Origin of the sequence: Actibacterium atlanticum, assembly GCF_000671395.1 — a bacterium.
In the GTDB taxonomy this organism is placed as follows: Bacteria; Pseudomonadota; Alphaproteobacteria; order Rhodobacterales; family Rhodobacteraceae; genus Actibacterium_D; species Actibacterium_D atlanticum.
In genome coordinates, this window is record NZ_AQQY01000003.1 from 232,035 (window position 1) to 249,035 (window position 17,001).

At 59.7% G+C, this 17,001-nt stretch carries 15 protein-coding genes and 1 tRNA gene; 12 read left to right on the forward strand and 4 right to left on the reverse strand.

Going from position 1 to position 17,001, the window contains the following annotated elements:
* Positions 1-34 precede the first annotated feature (34 nt).
* The gene (gene rlmH / locus ATO10_RS06900) at positions 35-505 is read right to left on the reverse strand and encodes a 23S rRNA (pseudouridine(1915)-N(3))-methyltransferase RlmH (protein ID WP_035249731.1); all 471 of its coding nucleotides are present in this window, start codon (positions 503-505) and stop codon (positions 35-37) included.
* Positions 506-871: a ribosome silencing factor gene (gene rsfS / locus ATO10_RS06905; protein ID WP_035249898.1), complete on the reverse strand. Its 366-nt coding sequence runs from the start codon at positions 869-871 to the stop codon at positions 506-508. It abuts the gene before it with no gap.
* A 407-nt stretch (positions 872-1,278) separates the two neighbouring features.
* Here rsfS and leuC point away from each other — a divergent pair, with 407 nt between their 5' ends.
* The 7 genes from leuC (at position 1,279) to ATO10_RS06940 (ending at position 7,781) form a co-directional block, all read left to right on the forward strand.
* Complete coding sequence (gene leuC, locus ATO10_RS06910) at positions 1,279-2,685, forward strand: 3-isopropylmalate dehydratase large subunit (protein WP_035249733.1); 1,407 nt, start codon at positions 1,279-1,281, stop codon at positions 2,683-2,685.
* A gap of 12 nt (positions 2,686-2,697) precedes the next feature.
* Positions 2,698-3,303, forward strand: coding sequence for a 3-isopropylmalate dehydratase small subunit (leuD, locus tag ATO10_RS06915; protein ID WP_035249735.1), 606 nt, complete (start codon positions 2,698-2,700; stop codon positions 3,301-3,303).
* Between the two features lie 265 nt (positions 3,304-3,568).
* Positions 3,569-4,405 (forward strand): hypothetical protein, encoded by an 837-nt coding sequence (locus ATO10_RS16610; protein ID WP_035249737.1) that lies wholly within the window; start codon positions 3,569-3,571, stop codon positions 4,403-4,405.
* Between the two features lie 89 nt (positions 4,406-4,494).
* On the forward strand, positions 4,495-5,400 hold the full coding sequence (locus ATO10_RS06925; protein WP_238323419.1) for an endonuclease/exonuclease/phosphatase family protein: 906 nt from the start codon (positions 4,495-4,497) through the stop codon (positions 5,398-5,400).
* A gap of 73 nt (positions 5,401-5,473) precedes the next feature.
* Complete coding sequence (leuB, locus tag ATO10_RS06930; RefSeq protein ID WP_035249739.1) at positions 5,474-6,580, forward strand: 3-isopropylmalate dehydrogenase; 1,107 nt, start codon at positions 5,474-5,476, stop codon at positions 6,578-6,580.
* 128 nt (positions 6,581-6,708) lie between these two features.
* The gene (locus ATO10_RS06935; RefSeq protein ID WP_035249742.1) at positions 6,709-7,653 is read left to right on the forward strand and encodes a DMT family transporter; all 945 of its coding nucleotides are present in this window, start codon (positions 6,709-6,711) and stop codon (positions 7,651-7,653) included.
* 51 nt (positions 7,654-7,704) lie between these two features.
* A tRNA-Pro gene (locus tag ATO10_RS06940) sits at positions 7,705-7,781 on the forward strand.
* A gap of 92 nt (positions 7,782-7,873) precedes the next feature.
* Here ATO10_RS06940 and ATO10_RS06945 read toward each other — a convergent pair.
* On the reverse strand, positions 7,874-8,731 hold the full coding sequence (locus tag ATO10_RS06945; protein ID WP_035249743.1) for a calcium-binding protein: 858 nt from the start codon (positions 8,729-8,731) through the stop codon (positions 7,874-7,876).
* A gap of 278 nt (positions 8,732-9,009) precedes the next feature.
* Here ATO10_RS06945 and ATO10_RS06950 point away from each other — a divergent pair, with 278 nt between their 5' ends.
* Complete coding sequence (locus ATO10_RS06950) at positions 9,010-9,813, forward strand: hypothetical protein (RefSeq protein WP_051597992.1); 804 nt, start codon at positions 9,010-9,012, stop codon at positions 9,811-9,813.
* Positions 9,814-9,865: 52 nt separating this feature from the next.
* On the opposite strand, the gene pnp is transcribed toward ATO10_RS06950, so the two are convergent.
* Complete coding sequence (gene pnp / locus ATO10_RS06955) at positions 9,866-11,992, reverse strand: polyribonucleotide nucleotidyltransferase (protein ID WP_035249746.1); 2,127 nt, start codon at positions 11,990-11,992, stop codon at positions 9,866-9,868.
* A gap of 467 nt (positions 11,993-12,459) precedes the next feature.
* Here pnp and ATO10_RS06960 point away from each other — a divergent pair, with 467 nt between their 5' ends.
* Genes ATO10_RS06960 through ATO10_RS15935 form a run of 4 tightly spaced genes read left to right on the forward strand, consistent with a single transcriptional unit; the run spans position 12,460 to position 17,001 of the window.
* Entirely contained in the window at positions 12,460-14,448 is a 1,989-nt protein-coding gene (locus ATO10_RS06960) for an FAD-dependent oxidoreductase (RefSeq protein ID WP_035249749.1), read from the forward strand.
* A gap of 12 nt (positions 14,449-14,460) precedes the next feature.
* The gene (locus ATO10_RS06965; protein WP_035249752.1) at positions 14,461-15,951 is read left to right on the forward strand and encodes an ammonia-forming cytochrome c nitrite reductase subunit c552; all 1,491 of its coding nucleotides are present in this window, start codon (positions 14,461-14,463) and stop codon (positions 15,949-15,951) included.
* Between the two features lie 49 nt (positions 15,952-16,000).
* Complete coding sequence (locus ATO10_RS06970; protein WP_051597993.1) at positions 16,001-16,576, forward strand: Tll0287-like domain-containing protein; 576 nt, start codon at positions 16,001-16,003, stop codon at positions 16,574-16,576.
* Positions 16,576-17,001, forward strand: coding sequence for a c-type cytochrome (locus ATO10_RS15935; protein WP_051597994.1), 426 nt, complete (start codon positions 16,576-16,578; stop codon positions 16,999-17,001). Before ATO10_RS06970 ends, ATO10_RS15935 begins: the two co-directional genes overlap by 1 nt.

Here is a 17,001-nt window from a genome sequence, read left to right on the forward strand (position 1 = left end):
CTACTTACGCGACGGGCCACGAAATACAACCGCCTCAGGCCCGGTGGTAAGGCGCCCCTGACAGAATGGAGGCCGCGCGATAGAGCTGTTCTGACAGCATCACCCGCACCAGCATATGCGGCCAGACCATCTTGCCGAACGAAAGGCTGGTGTCCGCCTTGGCGCGCAGGGCCGGGTCGATGCCATCCGCACCGCCAATCACAAAGGCCACGTCGCCGCGCCCCTCGTCGCGCCAGCGGCCCAGCAAATTGGCAAAATCAGGTGACGACATCACCTTGCCGCGCTCATCCATGGTGCAGATCAGCGCGCCCTTGGGGATCGCACGTTCCAGCAACCCGGCCTCGGCGGCCATGCCGCCGCCTTTGCGGTCTTCGACCTCATGCACAGACAACGGGCCAAGCCCAAGGGCGCGGCCCGTGCGGTCAAACCGGGTGGTATAATCGGAAATCAGGTCAAGCTCGGGCCCTTTGCGCAAGCGCCCGACAGCACAGACATGAACACGCATTTAAGCTTTGCTTGCCGCTTCGCCTGCGGGCAGCCACATCTTTTCAAGCTGATAGAATTCGCGCACTTCGGGGCGGAAGACGTGGACAACAATGTCGCCCGTGTCGATCAGCACCCAATCGCCCATATCCTTGCCCTCGATCTTCGACGCGCGGTCGAACTGCTGCTTTAGCTTAGCGGTCAGCTTTTCAGCGATCGCGGTCACCTGACGGGTCGAACGACCCGAGCACACCACCATGTAATCAGCCACAGAGGATTTCCCCTGAAGGTCGATGGTGACGATGTCTTCGGCTTTGTCGCTGTCGAGCGAGGCAAGAATGTGATCAAGCAGGGCTTCGCTTGTCAGTTCTGTCGGGACCTGCGTCATGGGCAGACCCGGGGTTGCGGCATCAAGCGGGGCCGCATCTGTATGATGGGACAGTTCATTGTCCTCCTTCGAAAGCGCCGTCCGAGCCCCGGCGCTGGGCATGTGAAAAAGGTAACACCGCCAAATGGGAATCTCAACCACAGCAAAGACCATGTGAATCAGGCGTGGCAAAGGGCGCACAGGGCGAAACACCGGCTGTTCAAGGCGAATCCGCGCCCCGGCCCTTGCTAGACTCGGTTCAAATAGGTATCTGACCCCACATGAAACAGGTTTTTGACATGGATGACCGCGCCCGCCTGCCTTGGCGGTTCTTTGGTGCGGAGCATATGGCGCTGGCGCACCTATAAGGTCTGCGCCCCCCTAACCCTGTTCACTTCACACTCCGAACTCAAGCGGGAGATAGCCACATGACCGCGCCAAAAACGCTTTACGATAAAATCTGGGATGCCCATCTGGTCAATGAAGACGCAGACGGCACCAGCTTGCTGTATATTGATCGTCACCTTGTTCACGAGGTGACCAGCCCGCAGGCCTTCGAAGGGCTGCGCATGGCGGGCCGCACTGTGCGTGCGCCCGAAAAAACCATCGCTGTGCCGGATCACAACGTGCCGACCACGCTGGACCGCGCCAAGGGCATCGAAAACGAAGAGTCCCGCATTCAGGTCGAAGCGCTGGATAAGAACGCCAAGGAATTTGGCATTCACTACTATCCGGTGTCGGACGTCCGTCAGGGCATCGTTCACATCGTTGGCCCCGAACAGGGCTGGACCCTGCCGGGCATGACTGTTGTCTGCGGCGACAGCCACACGGCGACCCACGGCGCCTTTGGTGCGCTGGCCCACGGGATTGGGACATCGGAAGTCGAGCACGTTCTGGCCACCCAGACGCTGATCCAGAAAAAGTCCAAGAACATGAAGGTGGAAATCACCGGCAAGCTGCGCCCGGGCGTCACCGCCAAGGACATCACCCTGGCGGTGATCGGCGAAACCGGCACCGGTGGCGGCACCGGCTACGTCATCGAATATTGCGGCGAAGCGATCCGCGATCTGTCGATGGAAGGCCGTATGACCGTTTGCAACATGGCCATCGAAGGCGGCGCGCGCGCTGGCCTGATCGCGCCGGACGAAACCACCTTTGAATATGTCAAAGGCCGCCCCCACGCACCGAAAGGCGCCGATTGGGATCAGGCACTGGCCTATTGGAAAACGCTCTTCACCGATGAAGGCGCGCATTTCGACAAGGTCGTCACCCTGAAAGGCGAAGAGATCGAGCCAGTTGTGACCTGGGGCACCTCGCCCGAGGACGTGCTGCCGATCTCGTCGGTTGTGCCTGCGCCCGAAAGCTTTGAAGGCGGCAAGGTCGATGCGGCCCGCCGTTCGATCGAATACATGGGTCTTGAGGCCGGTCAGAAACTGACCGACATTGAAATTGACACCGTGTTCATCGGGTCGTGCACCAACGGTCGGATCGAAGACCTGCGCGCCGTGGCCGACATCGTTAAGGGCAAGAAGATCAAAGACGGCATGCGTGCCATGATCGTGCCCGGCTCAGGCCTTGTGCGTGCGCAGGCCGAAGAAGAAGGCTTGGCCGAGATCTTCAAAGAAGCCGGTTTTGAATGGCGTCTGGCGGGCTGTTCCATGTGTCTGGCGATGAACCCCGATCAGCTGTCCGAGGGCGAGCGTTGCGCTTCCACCTCGAACCGTAACTTCGAGGGGCGTCAGGGCTTTAAGGGCCGCACCCATCTGGTGAGCCCCGCCATGGCCGCCGCCGCCGCCCTGACCGGTCACCTGACCGACGTTCGCGAGCTGATGTAAGGAGCCAGCACAATGGAAAAGTTTCAAAAACTGCACGGAATCGCCGCGCCCATGCCGCTGGTGAATATCGACACCGACATGATCATCCCCAAGGTATTCCTGAAGTCGATCGCCCGCACCGGCTTTGGCAAGAACCTGTTCGATGAGATGCGTTACAACCGCGATGGTTCGGAAATTGAGGATTTTGTTCTCAACAAACCTGCCTATCGCAGCGCCGAGATCCTGATCGCTGGGGACAACTTCGGTTGTGGCTCGTCGCGGGAACACGCGCCGTGGGCGATTGCGGATTTTGGCATCAAATGCGTGGTCTCGACCAGCTTTGCTGACATCTTCTTCAACAACTGCTTCAAGAACGGCATCCTGCCGGTTGTCCTGCCGCAAGAGCAGGTCGATATTCTGATGGCAGATGCGGAAAAGGGTGAAAACGCCCGCATGACCGTCGATCTGGAAGCACAGGAAATCACCACCTCGGACGGGCAGGTCATTGCCTTTGATGTGGATGAATTCCGTAAGCACTGCCTGCTGAACGGTTTGGATGACATCGGCCTGACCATGGAAAAGGCCGACAAGATCGACACATTTGAATCTGGCTACGCCGACGCCCACCCTTGGGTCTAAGCCGCGGTTCCACCAGATTTAGCGAAAAATGAAAGGCCGCCCACAAGGGCGGCTTTTTGCTGCTTTGGGAATGATGCAAAGCTGCGACAGTTTCTCCCTCAATTCGCCATAAAGATTTCATTAACTTTAACAAGGTCTTGCCGGATGAAGTGAAAGTAGGCAAAAATTGGGCAAAGTTGAGGCACTCCGCCATAATGTGCGGAATTCCAGTTGGAACAAGGGCGCGGCATCGCATCGCGTTCGTCCGGATTGGGGAACAAGAGCAGTGATCGCTCAGATAACAGGTGCGCTGGCGCGTGCATTTTTGGTTTTGGTGCTGGTGGCGACACCGTCGCTGCTGCTTCCGTCGATTTCGTCGGACGCCAGTCAAATCGTGGCACTTGTCGCGATTTCCGGGGCGGCACTGACCCTGTTTGAATACATGGCCATCTATCCGGGCCTTGTCGAATTCCGCGATGCCCCACCGTTCAACCGCATCCGCTTTGGCGCCTTGTTCGTCACTGTTTTCCTGCTCAGCGTGACCTGCCTGCCGATGGCAGATGCCAATGCGCTGACCAAGTTCGTGCAGGCCATCGCCGTGATCACGGGGCAGGTTCTGGATTTCCCCTACAGCCCGGTGCATCTGTTCACACTGATGCCAGCCAACGATATCGCGCCCGCCCAACAACAGCTGGTGAACGGCGTCGCGGGTCTGGCCTACCTGATGTCAGTGCTGTCCATTCTGGTGTTTGTTGCCGCCGTTCGCATCCTGAATTGGCCGATGAACAACGGCACGTTCAACGTCTGGGTTAACCTGCCCACCTTTGACCCCACCGCAGGCGGAGACGTGGTGATGCGCCTCCAGCGCGCCGCGTGGGTTAACATTTCGTTAGGCTTTTTGCTGCCATTCCTGTTTCCAGCGGCAGTGACCGCCTCGATGGTGTTTTCAGGGCCGTTGCGCCTTGAAGACCCGCAAACTTTGATCTGGATGGCGACCGGATGGGCGATGCTACCTTCCAGCCTGATTATGCGCGGCATGGCGATCTTGCGGGTCGCGGCCCTGATCGACCGCGCCCGTCAAAGCGCAAACCCCGAAGAAGACGCCTCGTTGCAGCCAGTCTGATTGCCTTTGCGCTGGCTGTTCCCGCAGCCGCGCAATCCCTTCGTATCAGCACCTACAATACCGAACTGTCCCGCAAAGGGCCGGGGCTGTTGCTGCATGCCTTCAACAAAGGCGGCGATGCGCAAATCACTGCCGTGGTCGATGCCATCACCCGGACCAAACCCGATGTCATCGCGCTTCAGGGGCTGGATTATGACCTGAGCGGCGCGACCCTTGCGGCCTTGGGCGCCGCCCTTGCGCAGGCCGGACACGACTTGCCCTATGTCTTTGCCGCCCGACCCAATTCAGGGTGGCGCACGGGTTTGGACCATGACGGTGACGGATATGCCGATGGCCCGCGCGATGCACAGGGGTTTGGGTGGTATTCAGGGCAGGGCGGGATGGCCGTTTTGTCACGCTACCCACTGGGCGAGGTACAGGATTTCTCGGACTATCTGTGGAAAGACCTGCCCGGCGCGCTCTTGCCGCATGTTGACGGCGCTCCCTTCCCTTCGAAACAGGTTCAGGAGGTACAACGCCTGTCTTCTGTCGGGCATTGGCTGGTGCCCGTTCTGATTGGGGACACCGTGGTGAATGTTCTGACTTTTCATTCTGGCCCGCCGGTGTTTGACGGCCCCGAAGATCGAAACGGCAAACGCAACCATGATGAAATCAGGTTCTGGCAACTGTTGCTGGACGGCGCGCTGCCCTTTCAAGCCCCCGCTGCGCCCTTTGTGATTGCCGGGGACGCCAACCTTGACCCGGACCGCAGTGACGGGTTGCGCGCTGCGATCCGCGATATGCTGGCCGATCCGCGCCTGCAGGACCCGCGCCCCAGCAGCGCGCAGGCCGGGCTGAACACGGTGGACTGGCCCAACGGACCGGGGCAACTGCGGGTGGACTATGTTCTGCCGTCCGCCGATCTGCGCATTCTGGATGCCGGGGTGGACTGGCCTGCCCAGCCCGAAGCAGGCTCTCGCCACCGGCTTGTCTGGGTCGATATCGCCTTGCCTTAAAGGCATCTGGCTTGACCCCAGCGGGGCAAGCGAATAAGCCCTGCGCAACCAGAAAAGCAAGGACGAATTTCAGATGAGCACCCCTTCCATTCTCATCCTGCCGGGTGACGGTATCGGCCCGGAAGTCATGGCCGAAGTACGCAAGATCATCGACTGGTACGGCGCAAAGCGCGACCTGGGCTTTGACGTGTCCGAAGATCTTGTCGGCGGTGCTGCCTATGACAAGCACGGTGTGCCTCTGGCCGATGAAACCATGGAAAAGGCGCAACAGGTTGACGCCGTTCTGCTGGGCGCCGTGGGCGGCCCCAAATACGATGATCTGGACTTCAGCGTAAAACCCGAACGCGGCCTGCTGCGCCTGCGCAAGGAAATGGACCTGTTTTCCAACCTGCGCCCCGCCCAGTGTTTTGACGCGCTGGCCGATTTCAGCTCGCTGAAAAAAGACGTGGTCGCCGGTCTGGACATCATGATCGTGCGCGAACTGACCTCGGGCATCTACTTTGGTGAGCCCCGCGGTATCATCGAAGAAGGCAACGAGCGTGTGGGAATCAACACCCAGCGTTACACCGAATCTGAAATCGCCCGCGTGGCCCGCTCGGCGTTTGAACTGGCACGGCGTCGTGGCAACAAAGTCTGCTCGATGGAAAAAGCCAACGTGATGGAAAGCGGTATCCTGTGGCGCGACGTGGTGACCGAAGTGCATCAGGCCGAATACAGCGATGTGGAACTGTCGCACATGTATGCCGACGCGGGCGCCATGCAGCTGTGCCGCTGGCCCAAACAGTTCGACGTGATCGTCACCGACAACCTGTTCGGCGACCTGCTGTCGGATGCGGCGGCGATGCTGACCGGCTCGCTGGGCATGCTGCCCTCGGCCAGCCTTGGTGCGCCGATGGCCAACGGTCGCCCGAAGGCGCTGTATGAGCCGGTCCACGGGTCCGCCCCTGACATCGCGGGCGAAGGCAAAGCCAACCCGATCGCCTGTATCCTCAGCTTCGCCATGGCGCTGCGCTACAGCTTTGATCAGGGGGCCGAGGCTGACCGCCTTGAGGAAGCCGTTGAAAAAGTACTGGCCGATGGTGTGCGCACCGCTGACCTGCTGGGCGAAGAGGGCGTTGACCCTGTGTCGACCAGCCAGATGGGCGATGCTGTCATCGCGGCGCTGGACGCCAGCATCTGATCCCACCCGGATATCCCGAAACGGAAACCCGGCGATTTCGCCGGGTTTCTTGCTTTCAGGGCTTTGAAACGGCTGGATTGCGCGGCATTGATTGCGCTAACGTCGCTTTAGTGTGGAAGGAGTCCCCCATGGGAAGCAATGTCAAAGGCGCGCTGATGGCCCTGTTGGCCTTCGCGATCTTCTCGGGCCACGATGTGATCGTGCGCCTGCTCGGCGGAGACTACTCGCCGGTGCAGATCCTGTTCTTCACCTCGCTGATGTCCTTTCCACTGATCACTCTGATGCTGGTGCGCGACCCTACGCAGGGCAACTTGCGTCCGGTCCACCCGTGGTGGATCGCGGCGCGATCTGTCTCGATGGCGCTGGTCGGCCTGTGCGCTTTCTATGCCTTCACCGTGCTGCCGCTGGCGCAGGTCTATGCGATCCTGTTCGCCTCGCCCTTGCTGATCACAATGCTGGCGATCCCGCTTTTGGGCGAAAAGGTCGGGCTGCACCGGTCTTTGGCCGTACTGGTCGGGATGGCCGGGGTTATCGTGGTTCTGCGACCCGGCTCTACGGAACTGGGGCTGGGCCACGCCGCGGCCTTTCTGGCAGCGATGTTCAACGCGGTGCAATCCATCATCGCGCGCCGCATTGGCTCCAAAGAACGCAGCGTGGTGATGCTGTTGTTTCCGCTGGCGACAACCTTTCTGATGATGGGGGGCGCCTTGGCCCTGACCTATGAACCAATGCCGCTGATTGATCTGGGCAGCATGGCCGTCATCGCCTTGCTTGGCTTTATTGCGTCTTTCTTTCTGGTCGCGGCATACACGCACGCCGAGGCCGCCATCGTCGCCCCAATGCAGTATTCCCAGATCATCTGGGCCGCTTTTTATGGCTATGTGCTGTTCGACGAACTGGTTGATACAACAACGATCCTCGGCACCAGCATCATCGTCGCAAGCGGCCTTTATATCGTGGTGCGCGAAGCCGCAGGCGGCACCTCGGTGGAAACGCCGGTGCTGCGGACGCGCACCCGTGGCTTTACCCCCGGTGCGTTCAGGATTTCCGTCGCATTGCGCCGGAAATCCTAAGCATTTGGGCTTGCCAAGCCCCATCGAAAGGCGTACGACGCCCGCCACGGTCGGAGTGTAGCTCAGCCTGGTAGAGCACTGTCTTCGGGAGGCAGGGGTCGGAGGTTCGAATCCTCTCACTCCGACCAAATTCACATCACATAACAGCCCCTAAGCCTGCGCAACGCGGATGCCCCTTTGGGTTCAAGCCGGCAGGGCACAACGACGCTGCTTACGGCGTTCAGGCAAAGTTGAAGATATCCTCGGTAACATCCACGGCGCTGACACCGGCCAGCTCGATGACGCCATAGTCGGTAGTGATCACCGCATTGCCATAGCTGTTTTCTGTGACGGCCACGCCCGACATGTTCAACGTGTGAATATCGGTGAAATCAATGGCGTCGAACAAAGGGTCAAAGTCGAGGATAATATCCGTGCCACCGCCGGCCTCTTCTTCGTCGTGGAACATGAAGGTATCCGCACCGCCCCCTCCAAAGATGATGTCATTGCCGATGCCTGCGTAAATCTCTTCGCTGGCGTTTGACCCGACCACGATGTCCTCACCGCCCTGATCAGGGCCGCTGTGGACGCTATAGGTGTGGTTATCGCCACTCAGATAAGAGAAGTGATACGCGGGCGCGCCGGTGCCGATATCCAGTTCTTCGATGAAGAAACCGTTCCCGGCGTAAAAGTCGCGCATCACGATCTGCCCGGTGGTACCTGCGTTGTCATAGGTCAGGATCAGGTCGTCGCCACTGATCTGAAGCCCAATGCTGTGCAGCGCAGCGTCCGTCGAGGTGAACCCATCCAGCACGACCCGGTCCTCGCCCGTGGCATAGTATCCGGTGCCCGTCGGCGCGCTGCCGCGATCCCAGATCAGATCGGTACCGCCATCCGTTGTGGAGATTTCATAGGAGTCCCCACCATGGCCTCCGATCAGAATATCATTGCCCGCCCCGGCAATCAGCCGGTCATCCCCGCCGCGTCCCAGAAACAGATCGCGCAGGCCTGATCCCACAAGCACATCTGCGTTCTGGGTGCCGATCTCAAAATTCCATGCCCCGGCGGCCAACGCGCCGGTTTGGGTGCTTGTTCTCATCCCAGTGTCCTTTCCTCGATGCGCGCGCTTCCGTTCCCCAAGCTGACGCTAACCGCGCCTTGGCACCGGTCCCATAGGCCGGGCGGTATAAACCCTGAAACATATTCAATTTATAACATTGGTTTAGAGGCCGATATGACCGGAATCAAACGGGCCTTTTGGTGTTGTGATCGCGAACTCATCGGTTGTTCTGCCGACAGGGTTGAAGCCCAGCCACTTAAAAGAGATGGTTTTCAATAAACCAGTTTTTGACATCCTTTCATTGAGACGGATTCCCCATGACAAAGACACCGCGCCATTTGGCGGAACCACCAGTCGATATTCCCATCCTTGATTGGTGGGCCGGGTGCTATGACCATGTTTTCGTTGTGCTGAACCCGTTCTTTCGCGTGCCGGGCTACACGCCAGCGACGGCGGCTTATGGCCCTATACGATCTGACGTTACCAGCGCGACCGACATTGTAGAACTGGTAACACGGCCCCATCAGCCGCGCCCCAACGAGGCCCCCGAAGATTTTGACGATATAATCAAGGAAACCGGCCAGATTGTGCCCTGGGCTGAGGTCCAGAAGGCCATCGGGGTGCAGGATTTCCAGACCTTTGCACGAAACGCCTGGCTATGGGCCGTTCAGGTCACGCGCAACGACACCGATCCGGCAATCTACAAAGCCTTGGATCATTACCAAAGGGAAACGGGCACTTACCCGCCCGAGGATGATACGCTTGCAGCTGTTCTGGAACCCACGCTTGAGCAGTACCTGTCGGCGCTAGGGCAGGAGCAGGTCGACTATTGGGATGAATGGCGACAGGCGGTAGAGACTAAGCCGGTGAGTTTGCTGCGCAAAGGCGCCCCTTGTGTCAATGTTAAAGGCAAGATGCTTTGTGCCGTTGCCGCACCGGGGATGGTACTGTGTTGGTCACACGATGATGTTTTCGGACTGCTGGCGCTGACCGACGACATGAAGCGCCGCGCAAATCCCGCCGCGTATTTCGAAGGCTTCTGGGTCGGCCGCAACACCTATTGCGACGTGTTCAACCCGCTTGATAGGATCGAGCGCAAGCCACCACAGCCCGGAAACTGAAAAGCCCCGGCGCGATGGCCGGGGCTTTCCGATGTTTGGTTTAGAAAGTCGCTTACGCGTCTTCTTGCTTGGCCTCTTCGCCGGTGGCCTGATCGACGACTTTCATCGACAGGCGAACCTTGCCGCGATCGTCAAAGCCCAGCAGCTTGACCCAGACTTCCTGACCTTCTTTCAGAACGTCCGAAGGGTGGTTCAGGCGGCGGTTTTCGATCTGGCTGACGTGCACCAGACCGTCGCGCTTGCCAAAGAAGTTCACAAAGGCGCCGAAGTCGACGATCTTTACGACCTTACCTTTATAGATCTTGCCTTCTTCGGGCTCGGCCACGATCGAATGGATCATGTCATAGGCCTTCTTGATCGACTCACCATCGGGCGAAGCGATCTTGATCACACCGTCGTCGTTGATGTCGACCTTGGCACCCGAAACTTCCACGATCTCGCGGATGACCTTACCACCCGAGCCGATCACTTCGCGGATCTTGTCGGTGGGGACAGTCATGGTTTCGATGCGCGGAGCATGCACGCTGAACTCAGCGGTGCCCGACAGGGCTTTGTTCATCTCACCCAGAATGTGCAGACGGCCTTCCTTGGCTTGTGCCAGGGCTTTCTCCATGATCTCGGGCGTGATGCCTGCGACCTTGATGTCCATCTGCAGCGAGGTGATGCCCGCTTCGGTCCCGGCGACCTTGAAGTCCATGTCGCCCAGGTGGTCTTCGTCACCCAGAATGTCGGTCAGGATGCCGTACGAGCCATCTTCTTCCAGAACCAGCCCCATGGCCACACCGGCCACAGCAGCTTTCAGCGGCACACCAGCGTCCATCATCGACAGCGAGCCACCGCAGACCGACGCCATCGAGGACGAGCCGTTCGATTCGGTGATTTCCGACACCAGACGCAGGGTGTACGGGAAGTCAGTCGCGGCGGGCAGAACAGCCTGCAGCGCACGCCATGCCAGCTTACCGTGACCGATCTCGCGGCGGCCGGGGCCACCTACGCGGCCAACTTCACCAACCGAATAGGGCGGGAAGTTATAGTGCAGCATGAAGTTCGATTTGAAGTTGCCGTGCAGCGCGTCGATGAACTGTTCGTCATCGCCAGTGCCCAGCGTGGTCACAACCAGACCCTGCGTTTCACCGCGGGTGAACAGGGCCGAACCATGGGTCCGCGGCAGCAGGCCGGTTTCGCACACGATCGGGCGCACCTGATCCAGAGCACGACCGTCAATCCGCTTGCCTTCTTTCACAACCGACCCACGCAGAACGCTCGATTCCAGCTTTTTCAGCGCCGAACCCAGGTTCTGGTCTTCCAGTTGCTCTTCGGTCAGGCCAGCTTTGATGGCCTCTTTGGCGGCAGACACGGCTGCAACGCGTTCCTGCTTGTCAGTGATCGCATAGGCGGCGCGCATCTGCTCTTCGCCTGCGGCTTTCACCACCTCAAACAGTTCGCTGTAGTCGGGCGCGTCAAAGGTGAACGGTTCTTTGGCGGTTTCTTCGGCCAGATCAATGATCAGGTCGATGACCGGCTGGATTTGCGCGTGGGCAAAGTTCACCGCACCCAGCATCTCGGCTTCGGTCAGTTCATAGGCCTCGGATTCAACCATCATCACGGCGTCTTTGGTGCCGGCAACAACCAGATCCAGACGCTGTTCAGGGTTGTTGCGCAGATCGTGCATGTCATCCACTTCGGGGTTCAGCACATAGTCGCCATCCACAAACCCAACGCGGGCACAGGCGATCGGGCCCATGAACGGCACACCCGAAATCGTCAGCGCAGCCGACGCAGCGATCATCGCAACGATGTCGGGGTCATTGACCAGATCGTGGCTCAACACGGTGCACATCACCAGAACTTCGTGCTTGAAGCCGGGAACAAACAGCGGGCGGATCGGACGGTCGATCAGACGCGCCGTCAGAGTTTCCTTCTCGGTGGGGCGGGCCTCACGCTTGAAGAAACCACCGGGGACTTTACCGGCAGCATAGTATTTTTCCTGATAGTGCACGGTCAGCGGAAAGAAATCCTGACCGGGCTTTTGTTCCTTGGCAAAGGTCACGTTCGCCATGACGCTGGTTTCGCCCAGCGTGGCAATCACAGTGCCGTCTGCCTGACGGGCAACCTTGCCCGTTTCCAGTGTCAGCGTTTCATCGCCCCACTGCATGCTTTTCTTAACTTCGTTGAACATCGTGTTTTCCTAGTTGGGAGCACACCCGGCCCTCCGGGTCTCCCGTTTTGCATGACGGCCCCATTGCCGCCGGCCCCTGTTGTCGTATCCGTCCATCGCGTCGGGGCCCGTGCGCCATGGTCTTGGATGGAAGGGCCATATAGGAAAATCAGTGATTTGGAAAGCCGGGAGTTTGCGCAACCATTGCCTTTGCAAGCGCGGCAATTTCGGCTCCGAATCTGTCGCTGCTCCCGACGGCATGCAAAAGGTTAACGATTCATTTCGCGCCTAAATCGCGGGCAATGCGGTGTAAACGCCGTCGCCATCTCGGGCAACGCGGCTTTCTCTGCAGCGCAGAACTTGACTTCAATGGTTAACTGCATCGGATTGAACGTGCTGCGGCCAATGGCGGTCACTGGCATTCAATTCGGGCAACGTTGCTCTCTATCGGTAGCACCTTCGGGTGGCCACCTATCTTGAGCTGAGCAATGCTAACGCGAACTGAACAAACGCCAGGTCTTCAACAGACACCGACCCATGCCCCCGTGCTGGTGATTGGTGGTGGTCCCGTGGGAATGCGGGCTGCACAAAGCCTTCAGCGCGCCGGTCAATCCGTGACCGTGCTCAGCGCCGAGGCCCTTCCCCCCTATAACCGCGTCCGTCTGACACCGCTTTTGGGCGGTGATGTGCAGTTTGGTGAAATCACCCTGCCGGATGCGCCCGAAAATTCTGACTCTTTCCACCTTGAGCTGGGCCAGCGCGTGCGCCGGATCGAACGCGAAGACAAACGCGTCATCGCTGCGGATGGCTCGGTCTGGACCTATGACACGCTGATCATCGCCACAGGCTCTTCGGCCTTTGTGCCCGGCATTCCCGGCAAGGACCTGCCCGGCGTTTATACCTTCCGCAGTGCCGAGGATGCCTCGGCCCTGTTGGCGCGGTCGTTCTCGGCCCGTCGGGTCGCGGTCATCGGGGGGGGCTTGCTGGGGCTCGAGGCCGCGCGCGGCATGCGCCAGCGCGGCTGCGACGTCACCGTGATCGAACATGAAAACCGCCTGATGCCGCGCCAGCTGGATGCACAGGGCGGCGCGCGTCTGAAAGACAAAATCGAAGAGATCGGCGTTCAGGTTGTCACCGGGCAGGCGGTGAAAGAAATCTCTGGCCCCTATCGCGTGACCGGTCTGTCGCTGTCGAACGGGGAAACCATCGACTGTGACACGGTTATCATCTGTACCGGCGTGCGCGCCAATCTGAAACTGGCGCAAGAGTCCAAGTTGGCCTTCAACCGGGGCATCATTGTCGATGATCAGATGCGCACGTCTGACCCTGATATTTTTGCAGTCGGCGAATGCGCCGAACATCAGTCGCAGCTTTATGGGCTGGTTGGCCCCGGCTATGCGCAGGCCGATGTGGCCGTCGCCACACTGACCGGGCAAGAATCCCGCTTCACCCCGCAACTGCCCGCCACCAAGCTTAAGGTGATCGGTGCCGAGGTGTTTTCCGTGGGTGAGGTCGAGCAGCTTGAAGTCAAACCCGGTGTCAAAAGCTACAGCTGGAGCGAAGACGGTACCTATCGCCGGGTCTTTATTGATCGAGGCACCTTGGCAGGGGCCATCGCCGTGGGTGGCTGGAGCCAGGCCAGCCGCATTCAGGATGCCGTCGAACAAGGCCTTTCGATCTATCCATGGAACCTGTTCCGATTCCGCCGCACGGGTGTGTTTTGGCCCGAAGAAGATCTGGCGCCCGATGGGATGCCCGATACCGCAACGCTGTGCAACTGTACCGGGGTAACCTGTGGGCAGGTGCGTGGTGCGCTGGCAGGTGGCTGCACCTCCGTCGACGCTGTTAGCCTTGAGACCGGCGCAGGCGGCGTGTGTGGCACCTGCCGGCCCTTAATAGAAGAGCTGGTCGATGCCGGGGCCAAACCACAGCCTTTGCCGCTGTGGAAACCGGTTCTGGCCTTTTCAGCGCTGGCATTTCTGGGCGCCATATATCCGCTGCTGCTGGGCTATGTGCCGCTGCCGGAAAGCTATGATGCCGACAGCCTGCGCACGTGGCTGTGGCGCGACAACATCGTCAAACAATGGAGCGGCTTCATCCTGCTGGGGATGACACTGGCCGCTTTTGTACTGGGCCTGCGTAAACGCATCCGGTTCATGGATCGTCTGGGCGGCTTCGCCGGATGGCGGCTGGTGCACAACGTCATCGGACTGGCCGCGCTGGCAGGTTTCTTTGCCCATACCGGCTTCAATCTGGGCTCGGGCTGGAATCTGGCGCTGGGCCTGACCTTTGTTGGCTCGATCCTGATCGGTGCGGTGGCTGGCCTTGCCACCGGTGGTGATCACGAACTGCGCGCGCGCCGGATCGGCTCTTCGCGCAAACCGCCCCGCAAACTGCCCACATGGGTGCACATCCTGACGCTGTGGCCGCTGCCAGCTTTGCTGCTGTTCCACGTCCTGGCCTCCTATGCGTTCTAAGGAAAGACAAAGATGAAGACCCGCACGCTTTGGATAATCTGGATTGCCTTTACGCTGGTGCTTGCCGGCGGCGCCTTCGCGCGGCTCTATCTGGGCGGCGAGCGCACCACATTCCTGCCCGGTGAAACCGCCGGTGTGCACCACCAGATCGAACTGGCCTGTGAAACCTGCCACACCTCCAAACCCTTCGCCAAACAGTCGAAAGTGCGCAAGGACATCAACAAGACCTGCACCACCTGCCACAAAGAAGAGCTGAAAGCAGCCAACGACAGCCACCCGATCAAAAAGTTCAAAAACCCGCGCATGGCGGCCTATTGGGATCGGATCGACGCGCGATTCTGCACCTCGTGCCACTCTGAACACCAGCCGGAAATCACCCTCGCCGGCCTTGTCACGCTGCCCGGAGATTTCTGTGTCGCCTGCCACTCCGAGGGGGAACAGGACGTTCGCGTGAACCGGCCCAGCCACGCCGGGCTGGAATTTGACACCTGCGCCTCGGCTGGCTGCCATAACTTTCATGACAATCGCGCCCTGTACGAAGATTTTCTGGTCAAACACGCAGGCCAGCCCTGGCTGAAAGACGATCCCACCCACGCCGGTGAATCCATGGCCCGCGCCCGTCCGCGCCCCGCGCTGGACGAGATCGAAACCTACCTGGCCAAAGCCGCCGCCCCCGTCGCCCATCGCGACGCCGAAGTTGAGGTCCACTGGGCCGCCTCGGCCCATGCCGCCGCCGACGTTGGCTGTGCCGGGTGCCATGCGCCCAAGATGGAAACCGAAGAAGAAATCGAAGCCAACTGGATCGACGCCCCGGGCGAAAAAGTCTGCGCGTCCTGCCACCGGGCCGAAATGAAAACCTTCGCCATGGGGCGCCACGGCATGCGCCGTCACCCCGAAATCGCCAAGCCCCGCAAGGCCAAGTCGATGCTGAAACGTCTGGGCCTGAAAGACCCGCCCGACAGTGCCATCGCCGCGATTGAGGCCTATCTGGATGATCCGTCCCCCGCCCCTCTGATGAGCACCGCCGAAGCCCGCGTGCCGCTGCACGAGGATGCGCATGGTTTGGAAGTCACCTGCAACACCTGTCACAAGCCGCATGAACAAGACCTGACCTTTGCGTCTACCGGCGCCTGCCTGACCTGCCATTCAGATGATCACAGCGCGGCCTACGAAGGCAGCCCACACCACGCGCTGTGGACCGCAGAATTGGCCGGGGACCTGCCGCCCGGCTCGGGCGTCACATGCGCCACCTGCCACATGCCCAAAACCGTCAGAAAAGACACGGTCACGACCAACCACAACCAGAATGAAACTTTACGCCCGAATGAAAAAATGATCCGCGCCACCTGCCTTGAATGCCACAGTCTCGAATTCTCGATCGACGCGCTGGCCGATGCAGAGCTGGTGAAACGGAACTTTGCGGGCAAACCGGATCGCCACATCCAAAGTATGGATTGGGCGGTGAATCGCGTGGACCAGCCGGACGAAGGCGCCAACCAATGACCAGCTGGCCACGCTCCCCTGCAACCCCGAAGGAACAGGAGTACTCAAAATGGGTGTAAAATTGGGAAAAATCAAAGCCGCTTTTCTGAGCGGTGCACTTGCACTGGGCGCTGGCACCAGCGCTTCGGCAGAAGGTATGGAATTTCAGACAGTTACTGATCTTCTGCACCTGGTCATGAGCTCGGACCGTACGGTCTATACGCGCATGATCGTGAACCGTCTGGCCGTTCAGGAAGGCGTGATCAAAGCTTCGGAACACTTCGAAGATGACAAAGCACTGGTTCTGCCGGCGCAGATGTTCCGCTTTGGCTCGGAAATGGTCGCTGAAGAAACCGACGCATTCTCCTACTCGCTGCTGTCGCTGTGGCCGATCAACAAGCAGAACGCACCGACCACCGACATGGAAAAAGAAGGTCTGGAATATATCGCCGCGAACCCCGGTGAAAACTTCTATGGCGAAGAAGAACTGGGTGGCACCACCTACTTCACCGCCGTTTACCCGGACGTGGCCGTGGCCGAAGCCTGCTGGGCTTGCCACAACGATCACAAAGACAGCCCGAAAACCGACTTTGAAGCCGGTGACGTAATGGGCGGCGTGGTCATCCGCATCCCGATGGATAGCTGATGCTGCGCCCGCTGTTTCTTGCGGGTTTGCTGAGCCTTCCGGTTTCTGTGGCGCAAGCGCAGGAACTGGAAGGTTTCATCACGCGTGATCGTCTGCCTGATCCCAACTTGCCCGCCCTTGTGATGGGGGGCGAGGTTTGGGCAGACACGTGCGAAAACTGCCATGGCGGGAACAAACTTACTGGCGCGCCCAAGATCACCTCTGACAAGGCTTGGGCGCGGCGGATCGAAAAAGGCATGGACGTACTGGTCGCCCATGCAATCGACGGGTTCATTGGACCAACTTACAAAGAAATGCCGGCCCGTGGGGGGAACTCGGATCTCAGCGACGACGCGGTCAAAGCCGCGGTGGCGTTTATGGTCTGGGCAAGTGGCGGAGCGGACAGCGCCATTCCATATGCCGAGCAAAACATCGCAACGGAATGA

Bases quoted from the DNA above. Each gene is read 5' to 3' on its own strand.
- rlmH (WP_035249731.1), bottom strand. From the start codon at position 505: ATGCGTGTTCATGTCTGTGCTGTCGGGCGCTTGCGCAAAGGGCCCGAG.
- ATO10_RS06960 (WP_035249749.1), top strand. From the start codon at position 12,460: ATGCTAACGCGAACTGAACAAACGCCAGGTCTTCAACAGACACCGACC.
- ATO10_RS06950 (WP_051597992.1), top strand. From the start codon at position 9,010: ATGACAAAGACACCGCGCCATTTGGCGGAACCACCAGTCGATATTCCC.
- ATO10_RS06965 (WP_035249752.1), top strand. From the start codon at position 14,461: ATGAAGACCCGCACGCTTTGGATAATCTGGATTGCCTTTACGCTGGTG.
- leuB (WP_035249739.1), top strand. From the start codon at position 5,474: ATGAGCACCCCTTCCATTCTCATCCTGCCGGGTGACGGTATCGGCCCG.
- ATO10_RS06970 (WP_051597993.1), top strand. From the start codon at position 16,001: ATGGGTGTAAAATTGGGAAAAATCAAAGCCGCTTTTCTGAGCGGTGCA.
- pnp (WP_035249746.1), bottom strand. From the start codon at position 11,992: ATGTTCAACGAAGTTAAGAAAAGCATGCAGTGGGGCGATGAAACGCTG.
- rsfS (WP_035249898.1), bottom strand. From the start codon at position 871: ATGACGCAGGTCCCGACAGAACTGACAAGCGAAGCCCTGCTTGATCAC.
- ATO10_RS15935 (WP_051597994.1), top strand. From the start codon at position 16,576: ATGCTGCGCCCGCTGTTTCTTGCGGGTTTGCTGAGCCTTCCGGTTTCT.
- leuD (WP_035249735.1), top strand. From the start codon at position 2,698: ATGGAAAAGTTTCAAAAACTGCACGGAATCGCCGCGCCCATGCCGCTG.
- leuC (WP_035249733.1), top strand. From the start codon at position 1,279: ATGACCGCGCCAAAAACGCTTTACGATAAAATCTGGGATGCCCATCTG.
- ATO10_RS06935 (WP_035249742.1), top strand. From the start codon at position 6,709: ATGGGAAGCAATGTCAAAGGCGCGCTGATGGCCCTGTTGGCCTTCGCG.
- ATO10_RS06945 (WP_035249743.1), bottom strand. From the start codon at position 8,731: ATGAGAACAAGCACCCAAACCGGCGCGTTGGCCGCCGGGGCATGGAAT.